Origin of the sequence: Pseudomonas sp., assembly GCF_036387035.1 — a bacterium.
Taxonomy (GTDB): domain Bacteria; phylum Pseudomonadota; class Gammaproteobacteria; order Pseudomonadales; family Pseudomonadaceae; genus Aquipseudomonas.
This window is the reverse complement of record NZ_DASVUM010000138.1, coordinates 48,947-60,896: the sequence shown is the minus strand read 5'-3', so window position 1 is coordinate 60,896 and position 11,950 is coordinate 48,947. Positions and strand designations below refer to the sequence as shown.

Here is an 11,950-nt window from a genome sequence, read left to right as displayed (position 1 = left end):
TCAGTCCTGCGCAAGCCGCTGTGCAAGGCTGTCGATGAAAGCGTGCTCGGCGCGGCTCATTTTCTGGTCGCGATTCCACAATAAATGGATATCGACATCGGCAATGCCGCCACTGGGCGGCAGGCGCCAGAGCAGGCCATTGCTGACGTCATCTGCCACCACGTGCTCAGGCAGGCAACCCAAGCCAAAACCGGCGATGACCAGCCGACGCACCTCTTCGAGGTTGGGGGACGACGCAACGATTCGGCCTCTAAAGCCTTGCTGATCGCGGAAAATCGTCAGTGGCGACAGCATGCCGCCAATCTGGTCACTGGTAAAACTCACGAAGTTCTCAGACTGCAGGTCGCTGTCGCTCAGGTTGCCACGCCCGAATAAAGCGTGATGGCGGCCGCAATAGAACGCGTAGCGCTGGCGCAGGAACAGACGTTGCTCCAGACGCGGCTGCGGGCGACGGTTGAGGCTCAGCCCCACGGTGGCCGTCTTTTCCAGCAGCGCGCTGACGATGTCCGAGCTGCGCATGACGTCGATTTCAAGGTCCACACGAGGATGCAGCCGGTGGAACTGCGCCAGGAAGTCATCGAAACGGTCAGAAAAGATCCGGCTGATCATTAGCAGGCGGACCTTGCCGATCATTTCGTCACCCGGCCGCTGCAGCGCACTGCTCAGCTGCGAGACCTGGCCGTATATCTCACCGGCGATGGCGAAGATCTCTTCGCCCGCTTCGGTGAGGTCAAAACGCGGCCCGCGCCGCGCAATCAGCTGGCAGTCCAATTGCTCTTCGAGGCGTTTGAGGGCCTGACTGACCGCCGGTTGTGTCAGGTGCAGACGCGCGGCGGCGCGGCTGATGCTGAGTTCCTGGCCAATAACGCGAAAGGTGCGCAGCAGGTTCCAGTCCAGGCGGTCGTTGAGTAGCGCATGCACGTCACGGCCGGGTTCAGGCATGGTTCGGACTCGATTATAAGTGAACGTTATAGTTTGAATAATAAATAGAAAATTGACTAATCATAGCCCCCGATCAATAAATCTCTCATAGAGCAGCGCCGCCAGAGCGCCCCTAGCGACCTTTTTCTCCTGCCAAAAAAACAAACCCAAAGGAGCCTGATCCATGAAGCCTTCCGCTTCGCCACAGCCACGACGGGCCGCGGCCGCCGCATTCATCGGCACCATGATTGAGTGGTACGACTTTTATATCTACGCCACCGCTGCTGCGCTGGTGTTCGGCCAGCTGTTCTTTCCCTCCGATGACAAACTATTCAGCACTCTGGCGGCTTTCGGCACCTTCGCGGTTGGCTTTTTCGCCAGGCCGTTGGGCGGTGTGGTGTTCGGTCACATAGGCGATCGCATCGGCCGCAAGAAATCCTTGATCATCACCTTGATCATGATGGGCGTTGTGACTGTCTGCATCGGTTTGCTACCCACCCACGCGCAGATCGGAGTGGCCGCGCCGGTGCTGTTGATTCTCTTGCGGGTCGTGCAGGGCATCGCCGTGGGCGGGGAGTGGGGCGGCGCGGTGCTCATGGCGGGGGAGCACGCGCCGAAGGGTCGTCGCAACTTCTTCGCCTCGTTCGCTCAATTGGGCAGCCCCGCGGGCCTGATCCTGTCCCTACTGGCTTTCAGCGCCGTGACCCGGTTGCCCGAGGAAGACCTGATGAGTTGGGGCTGGCGGTTGCCCTTTCTGGCCAGTGCGCTGTTGTTGGTGGTCGGTCTGGCAATTCGCCTGGGCGTCAACGAGTCCCCCGAGTTTCTTGAAGACAAAAAGTTGGCCGACCGCGCCCGGGCCGAGCGCGCAGACAACCCTGTCGCCGGCAAGGAACAAGCGCCTGTCGTGGAGGTGCTCAAGACTTCGTGGCGCCCGCTGCTGCTCTGCATTGGTGCCAACACCCTGGGCATCGCCGGCGTCTATTTCACCAACACCTTCATGATTGCCTACAGCACCCAACAACTGGGGTTGCCTCGCTCGCTGATCCTGGAATGTCTGTTCGTGGTTGCCATCATTCAGTTCTGCATTCAGCCACTGGCCGCCTGGACCGCCGAGAAAATAGGCGCGACCCGCTTTCTCTGCGGTGCAGCGGTATTGGCCATGGCCTCACCTTATCCGATGTTCATGCTGGTCAGCAGCGGCCAGGCGCCGCTGATCATCCTCGGTATCGCTCTGGCGGTGGTGTGCATGGCCTCGTTCTACGCAGTCATCGCCGGCTACGTCAGCAGTATGTTCGAGACTCGCGTGCGCTACACCGCTATCTCCCTGGCTTACCAGATATGTGGCGCGCTGGCGGGCGGCCTTACGCCTTTAATCGGCACCTGGCTTGCGCATCAGTACGCGGGGCAATGGTGGCCGATGGCGGTGTTCTACAGCTTCATCTCAGGAATCTCACTGGTCTGCGTGCTGATCCTTTCCCGCCGGCATGCCGAAGCCAACCGGCTGGAATTGGCGCCCCAGCATTAAGGTCGAGGAGACATGGCAATGTTGAAAATCAATGCGGATCGCCTGTGGGCGAGTTTGATGTCCATGGCCGAAGTCGGCGCCACGGCGCGAGGCGGCAGTTGCCGGCTGGCGTTGAGCGCTGAAGACCAGGCCGGTCGTAAATTGTTCGAGAGCTGGTGCCATGAAGCGGGCCTGTCGCTGAGCGTTGACAGCATCGGTAACCTGTTCGCTCGCCGTGCCGGGACTGAACCCTACGCTGCGCCGGTGATGATGGGCAGCCATCTGGATACGCAGCCCGAGGGCGGGCGTTTCGATGGCGTGTACGGCGTGCTGGCGGGGCTTGAGGTGATGCGCCGCCTGAACGATCTGGGGATTCAGACCCGCAAGCCATTGGAAGTCGCCGTATGGACGAATGAGGAGGGTGCCCGTTTTACCCCGGCCATGCTCGGTTCGGCGGTATTCACCGGGGCGCTGGCGCTGGACAAGGGGCTGGCGGTCCGCGACGTCGACGGCATCAGTGTTGCCCAGGCGTTGGCCACTTCCGGCTACGACGGCGACCGGGCCTTGGCGGTGCCGGTAGACGCTTACTTCGAGGCGCATATCGAGCAGGGTCCGATTCTGGAAGACAACGGCAACAGCATCGGCGTGGTCACGGGCGGCCAAGCGATACGCTGGCTGGACGTGCGAGTCGAAGGCATGGCCGCGCACGCCGGGACCACGCCGATGGCGCTGCGCAAGGACGCCTTGTACGGCGCCGCGCAGATGATTCAGACGCTAGAAGCGTTGGCGGCTGACTTTGCCCCGCAGGGCCTGACCACGGTCGGCGAGCTGGGGGTCGCCAAGTCCTCGCGCAACACCATTCCAGGCCGGGTGGAGTTCACCGTTGACCTGCGTCACCACCATGACGATGCCATCGAAGCGATGGAACAGCAGGTTCGGCTTCGCTTGCAGGACATTGCCGCGCGACGCGGCTTGCAACTGACGGTCGCGCCGCACTGGATCAGCCCGGCCACGCCTTTCGACGCCGATTGCGTGGCGCACGTGCAACAGGCGGTGGATGCGCTGGGTTACGCCCACCAGTCCATCGTCAGCGGGGCGGGTCACGACGCGATCCATCTGGCGCGGTTCTGCCCGACAGCGATGATTTTCATTCCCTGCGTGGGCGGCCTGAGTCACAACGAAGCGGAAGACGCATTGCCCGAAGATGTTCGCCAGGGCACCGACGTATTGCTCAATGCCGTGCTGGCCCGTGCCGGCCGGTCTGAATAAGGAGACAGTTTCATGCGCAGTTTCTTTCATCCCGAACAACTCTTGCATCATCCACGCAGCTATTACTCCCGTGGGCAGATGCGCACGCCTCAGGAAGTCCCCGAGCGCGCGCAAAATCTGGTGAAGGCCGCCAAGGCGCTGGGCTTCGAGGTCCAGCAGCCGGCCGATTACGGGCTTGAGCCTTTACTCGCAGTGCATGACGCGGCTTATCTGGAGTTTCTACAAGAGGCCCACCAGCGCTGGAAAGAAATCCCCGAAGACTGGGGCGACGAGGTGATGTCGAATATCTTCGTGCGCGAACCCAATGCCCTGCGCGGAATCCTCGCCCAGGCTGGCCGCTACCTGGCTGACGGCAGCTGCCCTGTCGGTGCACTGACCTGGCGCTCCGCCTACTGGTCGGCACAGAGCGCGGTCGCGGCGGCCAAGGCGGTTCTGGATGGCGAACCGGCGGCTTACGCGCTCTGTCGTCCGCCCGGCCACCATGCGCGGCGCGAAGCGGCTGGCGGCTTTTGCTACATCAACAGTGCCGCCGTCGCCGCCCAGGTGCTACGCGGCGGGTTCCAGCGCGTTGCGGTGCTGGACAGCGACATGCACCACGGCCAAGGCATCCAGGAAATCTTCTACGACCGAGACGACGTGCTCTACGTGTCGATTCATGGCGACCCAACCAACTTTTACCCCGGTGTAGCCGGTTTCGAGGACGAGCGGGGCGCAGGCGCGGGCGAAGGCTACAACCTCAATTTGCCGATGCCCCACGGCTCCAGCGAGGCGGTATTCATGGAGAAACTCGAACAATCGCTCGCGGCGGTCAAGGCGTTCGGCGCCGAGGTGCTGGTGTTGTCACTGGGTTTTGATATCTACGAGTTGGACCCGCAGACCAAGGTTGCCGTCACCCGGGAAGGCTTTGCCCGGTTGGGCGAGCGCATCCGTAGCCTGAAACTTCCAACGGTAATCGTGCAAGAAGGCGGCTACCACCTCGAAACCCTGGAAAGCAATGCGCAAGCGTTCTTTGAAAGCCCTCAAGCCTGGGACTTCAAACAGCTGGAGCGTTAAGGAGCGGGTATGGCGCCGGTATAGCGTGGTTAATAGGATGACCTATTTCGCGCCCAACGGTCCCGTCAGCAGTGCCGCCAGCAGGCTCGCAAGAGGTTGCGACCTGGTGTTGAACGAGGCGATCACGCTACCCGTCCTGCCGAAGTCAAGGTCGCAATTTTCCGCTAACGCATAGTGTGGCTGTGGACGTTAACTAACGGTCGAAGCAAACGATCAAAAGGAAACCCAACACATAAACTCCCAGGTTGGGGTTTCACACGTAGGGAAGACCCTTGCGGGTATTATCGACTAGGTGACGTCACCCTATGCCGCAGGAGCAATACCACGCGGACAGGATGAACAGGACGCCATGCATTCGCTGGGCCAGCCGACTGAAGACCGGCGTAGCCGTTCTTGTCGACTGCTGAACCAAAATGGGCGGGATATCCGCTTTACTTGGACGAAAGTGCCTGCGATCACTTAGCGGGGAGTCACGCATTCGCTACCCACCGAAGGTCAATGGAGCAGACGTGCAGGTGAGACGACATTGGGGCCCCTTGCTACCCGGCTGAACAATTCCAGCCGGGCAACCTCGAAGTTATTCCATACCACCCGATCGGCAAACTTGGGTAGCGAGATGGCTTCTCCAGAATCAAAATCCTCTAGCGCGGCATCCACAAGAGCCACTGCGCTTTGATATTGGGTCTGCTGTGAACCTGCATACAAAATTGCTTGAACACGTACTGCGACTTTATTGAAATGCTCACGCAGCGCGTGGGATAGCGAGAGCAAGAAAACGCTATTCGCCGACTCAATGGCAGCACTGGAACTCGCCTCAAACACAGGCACCAGGTTGATAACCGTTCCGGCGCCTCTCTTTACGAACCCATTTGCCAATGCATAAGACAAGCGCACGGGCGCAGTGATCCCCAAGGCGATTGTGGCCCCTATCTCATTCTCCTGAGTGATGTCGTGATGGTTGATGAGCAATGTGATACTGGCGTCCTGGCTTAACAAGCCCTCGACGCGGGCTACTTCGGCGGATACCGCCAAATTGGCATTCAGCACTTCAACCGATCGGCCGCTGGAGTCAGTGAGCGCCGCAGCGAGCGTCATTAATTGCGGCCGATCCACCGCAATTAAAATCAGGTCGTAGCCCCGCTGAGTCAGACGGTGGGCGAACGCTGTGCCTATTGCGCTCACAGCGCCGGTTATAACGGCTGTGCCTTTATGAGTCATGCGGTTTGCTCCAAAGGCGGGTGCATGAAATAGGGCCAGCGTAGTGAAAGCTCATATGTAGGTAAAGGCCGTAAAACCATCCTTTTCGGCCTCTGGTTGGTCATTTTTATGTCCGGAAATGTTGGTATTCCGACCTATTGACGGAGTTAAAGCTGCTTACTCTGTGTTCACTGCCCCGAACCGTAAGACGCCTCTCCCGACACCACCGACAGCCGCAGGAGAACCTTGATGACCACTTCCGATGATGATCAGTACAGTGACCACTCCAGCGCACTGGAATCTGCAGCCAGTCACCAAATGGTCATCCGGTTGCGACCTGGCCGTGACACGTTTTTCTTCGAACCGATTAACGCGATCATCGGTCGCCTTGCGCTAACACCGGGATGTGATCGCTATACCCTCGCGCCACATCCAAATGCCGCTCGAACTTGGCTTATTCAGGGTGATTGGCACTGTCCCGTTGCAATGAACGAGCATTTCAGCTCTCAGCCCATGCAGGTATTGATCGGCTATCTAAGCTCGATGAACGTCTACCGGGTGATGTTCAACTGCCAAGTGCCCGAGGCACTGACATCAGGCGAAGTTTCACTTCACAACGGGCATGCCTTTGAAGGATTTAAATGAAAAAACAACGGAAGTTCTGACCAGCAATACTCCAAATCGCGGTTCTGCTTGCAGTCCCGCGATTTTCGCGCATGCTTACGCTTCGCATGTCACCAGAATCCATGCGTCAAGCCAGTGTTCAACTGGGCTAACGGGAGCTTTTATGCAAAGTGTGGCGTTAGTCGTACGGCCCGATTTTCAGGTGATGAGCCTTGCTGCGCTTTCAGCTTTCGAGTTTGCCAACCTGGCCGCGGGCGAAAAACTCTACGACATCAGTGTGCTATCCGAGCATGGCGGCTTGGTCGCCAGCTCCCTGTTCACCTCGGTTGATACTCAGCAGTTCAACAATACTGATTTCGATACCGTCTTGATCAGCGGTGCAATGGATCGCAGTTCGGCGTCGGACGGCATTCACTCCTTTCTGGTTGAAGCCAATGCAGATTCACGGCGGGTGGGCGCTTTGTGCGTCGGTGCGTTCGCACTTGCCGAGTCCGGATTGCTCGATGGGCGCCGAGCCACAGTGCACTGGGCTCGTGCCAAGGAAATGCGCGATAGATATCCCGCAATAAAAGTAGAAGAAGATCGCATCTTCATCATCGATGGAAAGATCTGGACCTCGGCAGGCATGACCGCTGCGCTCGATTTAACCATCGGTATGGTCGAGAAAGATTACGGTGCCGCTCTGGCCCGAACCGTGTCGCAGCGGCTGGTGTTATACCATCGCCGCGCGGGTGGGCAGTCCCAGCATTCGGCGATGCTTGAACTGAGTCCGAGCTCCGACCGCATTCAGCAATCGCTGGACTTTGCTCGAAAAAACCTTCGTCGCGACCTTTCCGTAGAAGACCTGGCGGATGCGGCGTGCCTGAGTCCTCGGCAATTCAGTCGAAGCTTTCGCGAGCAGACCGGAAGCTCCCCCGCCAAGGCCATTGAGAATCTACGTCTGGAGGCCGCCCGATTGATGATCGAACAGGGGCGACTAACGCTTGAAGCGGTGGCCTCGGAGACCGGCTTTGGCGACCGTGAGCGTATGCGCCGGGCCTTCCTGCGCGTATATGGTCAATCCCCGCAATCGTTGCGCCGGACCTTCGGTTCCAACGCTGAGGTATAAGCTTGTATTTTTTTCGCAGCAGAATAACGGCGGCTATGGGCCGCCGTTATCCATTCTTGGAACGCCACTTTTTGAGCGTGTAGGTTATTTAAGTTGAAGGTTGAAGTTGCGGTGCAGGTCGGCGGCCGGATGTATAGACCAAGACCAAGGCCGTTGCTGCGCAGAAGGCACTGACAAAACCAAGGTTGGGCAATGAGCTGTAATGCAATGTCAGAGAGCCGAGACCCGCACCTAGTGAAAAACCGAGGTACATGAAGGACGCGTTGAGCGACAACACCACTGGCGCGCTCGCAACGCCAGCCACACCGACCAGCGTGGTTTGCTGGGCAGGATAAAAAGCCCAGTGCGCCACGCCCCATGCAGCGATGGCGAGGACTATCGGCACAACTGCGAACTGTTTGTCGATAAAGTGCGGCGCCAGCGACAGGACGATGAACGCTGTAGTGGATGTCGCCAACGCTGGAAGGATCACTGCGCGTGGCCCTTTGCGGTCAACCGCCCGGCCGCTGATGGCCAGGCCGATTGCGGCCGAAACACCCCAGCCAAATAGCACGATACCTATTGCCGAGCCATTTATAAGGGTGGTGGCTTCCAAAAGCGGAGCGAGATAGGTGTAAGTGGTGTAGCTCGCCATCGCCCACAAGGTAGTGATCAGCAGCGTATGCATAATTGCAGGCTGAGCCGCAGTTGAAATTCGCTGGCGCAGGCTGGCAGTAGCGAGTCCGGTTCCTATCTCGCGTGGAAGGCCTATCAGCAAACCGGCAACGGCCAACGAGGTAATGATCGCGACGCTGCCGAACGTGGCGCGCCAACCCATTGCCGCCCCCAGTACAGTGCCCGCCGGAACACCCAGGGCAATGGCAAGCGACAGACCACCGTTGACGATAGCGATGGCGCGGCCCCGCTGTTCGGGCGGCACGACCACGCTGGCCAGTGCGTTCGCACCGGGTACATACACTGCCGCCGCGAGTGCCAGCACCACTCTCGCGGCCATCAACGACCAATAGCCACTGGCCGTGAAGGCCAGCAGATTGGCCAGCGCAAATATCGACATGGCACCGATCATCAGCCTGCGCCGGTTCAGGTTCCCGGTCAGCGCAGCCAGCACTGGAGAGCTCAGTGCATAGGCCAGAGCAAATACCGTGACCAACTGGCCAGCAGTGGCAACGCTAACGCCAAGATCCTTCGCCATTCCGGGAAGCAAGCCCGCGATCATGAAGCTTTCGGTACCCACGGCAAACGTGCCTAAGGCCAGCCAATACAGCGGGCGGTTGCTTTTAATGAAGTGGGTTGAGTTCATGGTATTCCAGCTGTGAAAAAGTGATGGCGCCCTGTAGATCGCGGGTACACATAAAAAAGCCCCTGCGAGGGGGCTTCGTTTGGTCTCTGTGCTAAAGCAACTCGAGCTTGGCGAAAGACGTTACGCAATCGCTTGTTCTTTATAGAACTCGTAGTCGGTGTAACCCACCTCGGTACCGCCAAAAAAGGTCGGACGGTCATAAGCGTTCAGGGGCAGATTTCGACGCAGACGCTCCGGCAAATCCGGGTTGGCGATGAAGTGGCGACCGAAGGCCACAAGGTCGGCGTCGCCAGCCTGAATGATGGCCTCGGCGGATTCGCCGTTGAAGCCACCGGCAGCAATGATCACGCCTTTGTAGTGTTTGCGCATCAGTTGGGCTGCGACCGGCGCCGGGTCAGCATTCTCGTCCTCGATGTTGCCCAGGATGCGCGGCTCGATCAGGTGCAGGTAAGCCAGGTTCAGCGGCGCCAGCTGTTGTGCGACGTAGGTAAACAGGCCTTCTGGATCACTGTCGCCCATGTCACCCCAGCTGCCGCTCGGGCCAACACGTACGGCCACACGGTCGCTGCCCCACACGGAAATCAGCGCGTTGGTCACTTCCAACAGGAAACGAGCGCGGTTTTCGAACGAGCCTCCGTAAATGTCAGTGCGCTTGTTGCTGTTGTCCTGCAGGAACTGATCAACCAGATAACCGTTGGCGCCATGCAGTTCGACGCCGTCAAAACCGGCTTTCACGCCGCGTTCGGCAGCGGTGCGGAAATTTTCTACCAGGTCTGCGATTTCTTCGATGGTCAGGGCGCGGTTCGGGGTATTGGATACCCAACCTTCGGTAGTGTAAGCCACGCCGCCGTGCAGGACTTCCGATGGGCCGACTGGGATGCTGTTTGCAGGCTGCACGTCGACATTGGATTGGCGACCCGCATGATAAAGCTGCAGAAAGATCTTTCCGCCTTTAGCGTGCACTGCGTCAGTGACGTGTTTCCAGCCCACGATCTGGCTGTCGTCGAACAGGCCTGGTGCGCCGAGATAGCCGTTGCCATTTGGCGCGGCGATGGTGGCTTCACCGATCAGGAAACCGCCTTCGGAAGTGCGCTGGGCGTAGTACTCGGCCATCAGAGCGCCAGGACGAGCACCATCTTCGGCACGCATGCGGGTCAGCGGTGCCAATACAATGCGGTGGGCGAAGGTGAACCGCCCGACTTTAACTGGGGAATGAAGTTTGGACATGGTTGCCTCGGTTGTAGTGTATGTGTAAGGCCATTGGATATTTGCCCGGGTCGATAGCCATGGGGGCTTTCGGGGTTGGGGCGCTTGCCATCAGTAAAGGTGATTTTCCGAAGTGAATAAATGGGCCGTGTCTCCCAACACTTCGGACTTTTTCGCTGTAATGCTGGCGATCATGGAGATCGAGCTGTCGATGTCCGGATAACGCCGCCCGCACTCATGCAAGCGCCGCAGGATGCTCACTGGGCGTAGAGTTCCAATATCTGTGTGTTGAACTCAGTGACAAAGGCGTGTTCATCCGCCCCGGCATTAGCGCGCATTGGCTTGGCCCGCTCGACAAGAATTTCCACCGCGTCCGTGCCCAGCACCGCTATCGTTTCGGCAATAAACTCATCCAATGGCATCGCCAGTTCCGCTTCGGAGCTATCCATCAGCTCAGTACGTACCCATGGCGGCGCGATTTCCAGCACTTTGACCGAGGTATCGCGCAGCATGAAGCGCTGAGACAGTGCATAAGAATGCAGCGCGGCCTTGGTGGCGCTGTACACCGCCGTCAGCGCCATGGGTACGAAACCGAGTACTGAAGAGGTGTACGCCACATAGGCGTCATCGGCCTTCTTGAGGTGCTCGATCAGCGCCGAAGTCATGCGGATGGGGCCCATCAGATTGGTGGTAACGGTCGACGCCAGCAATTCGTCATCCACTTGGCCGGCCGCAGTGTCCGGCAACATGATCCCGGCGTTATTGATCAGCACATTGAGCTGCGGGAATTCGTTGATCAACTGTTTCGCGACGGCGGTAATACTGGCTGGATCGGTGATATCCAGTTCGACAGCGTGCATGCCCGGGTTGGCTGCAACGACAGCTTCCAGATGGCTCTTGCGCCGACCTGAGATAATTACCTGGTTTCCCAGTTTGTGCAGTGCTTCGGCCAGCCCACGGCCGATGCCAGAGCCGCCGCCGGTAATGAAGATGGTGTTTTGAGTGAGTTTCATGGGTGAGTCCTCTGAGATTACAAAAATGCAAAGCCTGAACAATGGAGTGGAAATATCGGTTACTTGGCAGCGCGGATGACCAGATCGGCGACAGCCGCAGGTTTAGAAACCATTGAGCAATGGCCCGCATCCACATGGTCGCTGACGGCGCCAATCTTCTTCACCATCAGCTCTTGAAGTGCCGGTGCTATGGCGTTATCAAGGGTCGCCACCAGATACCAGCTGGGCTTGTCCTGCCAGGCGGCTTGACTGAGTGGTGCGGTGAGTGCGGCTATAGCAGTCGGACGCTGGTTTTCAAACAGCTGACGCTTCTCCTGCGCACTCACATCCTGAGCAAAGCCATCATGGACACCCTCGTAAGTGAGGCTCGACGAGCCCGCCTGATCTATGCGGATCTCGGTACTCATCAGCGACGGCCCGGCCAACGCGGTCAGCCCCAAAGCTGATTCGCCAATGTCAGGGGTAAAGGCGTTGATATAGACGAGGCCCGCCACCTTGACGTGAACACCTGCCTCGCTGATGACCGCACCGCCATAGGAATGGCCCACCAGCAACACCGGTCCTGGAGCGGCGGCGATGGCCTGGGACACGACATCGGCATCTGCTGCCAGCGATGTCAGCGGCAGGTTGACCGTGGTCGTACTCAGGCCAGCGGCTTCCATCAAGGCGCGCGATTTGTTCCAGCTGGTGCTGTCGGCCCAAGCACCGTGTACAAGAATGACGTGTTCGATAGTGCTCATGCCTTCTCCTGATTT

General features: G+C 58.9%; 11 protein-coding genes. 5 read left to right on the top strand and 6 right to left on the bottom strand.

The features are described from left to right. Positions 1 to 942, bottom strand: coding sequence for a LysR family transcriptional regulator (locus VF672_RS13495; protein ID WP_331105086.1), 942 nt, complete (start codon positions 940 to 942; stop codon positions 1 to 3). Positions 943 to 1,105: 163 nt separating this feature from the next. Between VF672_RS13495 and VF672_RS13490 the strand changes: the two genes are divergently transcribed. Genes VF672_RS13490 through VF672_RS13480 form a run of 3 tightly spaced genes read left to right on the top strand, consistent with a single transcriptional unit; the run spans position 1,106 to position 4,747 of the window. Then, on the top strand, positions 1,106 to 2,446 hold the full coding sequence (locus VF672_RS13490; protein WP_331105085.1) for an MFS transporter: 1,341 nt from the start codon (positions 1,106 to 1,108) through the stop codon (positions 2,444 to 2,446). Between the two features lie 18 nt (positions 2,447 to 2,464). Continuing rightward, on the top strand, positions 2,465 to 3,694 hold the full coding sequence (locus VF672_RS13485) for a Zn-dependent hydrolase (RefSeq protein ID WP_331105084.1): 1,230 nt from the start codon (positions 2,465 to 2,467) through the stop codon (positions 3,692 to 3,694). A gap of 12 nt (positions 3,695 to 3,706) precedes the next feature. After that, complete coding sequence (locus VF672_RS13480) at positions 3,707 to 4,747, top strand: histone deacetylase family protein (protein WP_331105083.1); 1,041 nt, start codon at positions 3,707 to 3,709, stop codon at positions 4,745 to 4,747. Between the two features lie 495 nt (positions 4,748 to 5,242). Here the strand turns inward: VF672_RS13480 and VF672_RS13475 are convergent, their stop codons facing one another. Next, positions 5,243 to 5,965 (bottom strand): SDR family NAD(P)-dependent oxidoreductase, encoded by a 723-nt coding sequence (locus VF672_RS13475; RefSeq protein WP_331105082.1) that lies wholly within the window; start codon positions 5,963 to 5,965, stop codon positions 5,243 to 5,245. 228 nt (positions 5,966 to 6,193) lie between these two features. On the opposite strand from VF672_RS13475, the gene VF672_RS13470 reads away from it, so the two are divergent. Together VF672_RS13470 and VF672_RS13465 are read left to right on the top strand one after the other, a co-directional pair. Further along, positions 6,194 to 6,589, top strand: a complete 396-nt coding sequence (locus VF672_RS13470) for a hypothetical protein (protein WP_331105081.1) — start codon at positions 6,194 to 6,196, stop codon at positions 6,587 to 6,589. 142 nt (positions 6,590 to 6,731) lie between these two features. Further along, positions 6,732 to 7,676, top strand: a complete 945-nt coding sequence (locus tag VF672_RS13465; RefSeq protein WP_331105080.1) for a GlxA family transcriptional regulator — start codon at positions 6,732 to 6,734, stop codon at positions 7,674 to 7,676. Positions 7,677 to 7,764: 88 nt separating this feature from the next. Here VF672_RS13465 and VF672_RS13460 read toward each other — a convergent pair whose 3' ends face one another. The 4 genes from VF672_RS13460 to VF672_RS13445 all read right to left on the bottom strand — a co-directional run bounded on the left by VF672_RS13460 (position 7,765) and on the right by VF672_RS13445 (position 11,935). Further along, positions 7,765 to 8,976, bottom strand: a complete 1,212-nt coding sequence (locus VF672_RS13460; protein ID WP_331105079.1) for an MFS transporter — start codon at positions 8,974 to 8,976, stop codon at positions 7,765 to 7,767. A gap of 120 nt (positions 8,977 to 9,096) precedes the next feature. Next, positions 9,097 to 10,203, bottom strand: a complete 1,107-nt coding sequence (locus tag VF672_RS13455) for an alkene reductase (RefSeq protein ID WP_331105078.1) — start codon at positions 10,201 to 10,203, stop codon at positions 9,097 to 9,099. A 236-nt stretch (positions 10,204 to 10,439) separates the two neighbouring features. Then, positions 10,440 to 11,195, bottom strand: coding sequence for an SDR family oxidoreductase (locus VF672_RS13450; RefSeq protein ID WP_331105077.1), 756 nt, complete (start codon positions 11,193 to 11,195; stop codon positions 10,440 to 10,442). Between the two features lie 59 nt (positions 11,196 to 11,254). Next, positions 11,255 to 11,935: an alpha/beta hydrolase gene (locus VF672_RS13445; protein WP_331105076.1), complete on the bottom strand. Its 681-nt coding sequence runs from the start codon at positions 11,933 to 11,935 to the stop codon at positions 11,255 to 11,257. Between the last annotated feature and the right edge of the window lie 15 nt (positions 11,936 to 11,950).